The organism is Chromobacterium piscinae (assembly GCF_021129175.1).
GTDB lineage: Bacteria > Pseudomonadota > Gammaproteobacteria > Burkholderiales > Chromobacteriaceae > Chromobacterium > Chromobacterium piscinae.
The window spans coordinates 1-871 of the sequence record NZ_JAJOHV010000190.1 but is presented as its reverse complement, the minus strand read 5'-3'; the positions used below and the strand labels follow the sequence as shown (position 1 = coordinate 871).

Annotated in this window: 1 protein-coding gene; it reads right to left on the bottom strand. The window is 72.0% G+C overall.

Annotated elements, in window-relative coordinates:
- A partial coding sequence (locus LQR33_RS24145; RefSeq protein WP_331282880.1) for a 3'-5' exonuclease occupies nt 1-871 on the bottom strand: 871 nt, incomplete at both ends.

The following is an 871-nucleotide window of genomic DNA, read 5'->3' as shown; positions in this document are numbered from 1 at the left end:
AGCTCCAGCGCGTCCAGCGCCGCCAGGTCGCGCGCGCCCGGCGCGTGCAGCAGCCAGGACAGCGCAGCGGTCTTCAGTTCCCGCACCCAGCCCCAAGCGATGTACTGCCGGTATTGGGCGCGGGTCAGCGCCACGTACAACAGGCGCAGCTTCTCGGCCAGCATCTCGCTGCGGGCCGTCTGACGGATGCCGTCGTCGGCGGCCGCCTCCGGCGCCAGCCACGGCTCGTCGCCGTCGTGATAGCTCCAGAAGCCCGCGCCGCGCCGCTCCAGCGCGCCGTTCCACAGGAAAGGGCAGAACACCACCGGGTACTGCAAACCCTTGGAGGTGTGGACAGTGACGATCTTGACCAGCGCGGCATCGCTCTCCAGCCGCAGCACCGCGTCCTCGCCGCGCGGCGGATCAGCGACACGGGCGGCAAACCAAGCCAACAACGGCGCCATGCCCTGGCGGCCCTCGCTCTCCTGCTGGATCAGCTCGGCCAGGTGGCCCAGATTGGTCAGCCGCCGCTCGCCGTCAGGCAAGGGCAGCAGCCGCTCCGCCGCCCGCTCGCGGGCGAAATAATGCCGCCAGGCGGCCATGAAGCCGCGCTCGCGCCAGCGTTGGTGATCGTCGGCGTTCTTCAGCAGCTGGCGCTCCCAACGCGTCTCGTTCTCCAGCTCGGCCTTGATCCGTGCGGCATCCAGACCGGCCAGCTCGGTGGCAAGCGCGCGCCGCAGCCGGCCCTCGTTGGCCGGCTCGGCCCAGGCGTGCAGCAGCGCGAGCAGCTCGCCTGCCTCGCGGCTGGCGAACACGCTCTCCTGGGTCAGCGCCACGCTGGCCACCCCGCGCGCGCGCAGCTCGGTCCGCACCCGGTCGCCCTGGCTATGGG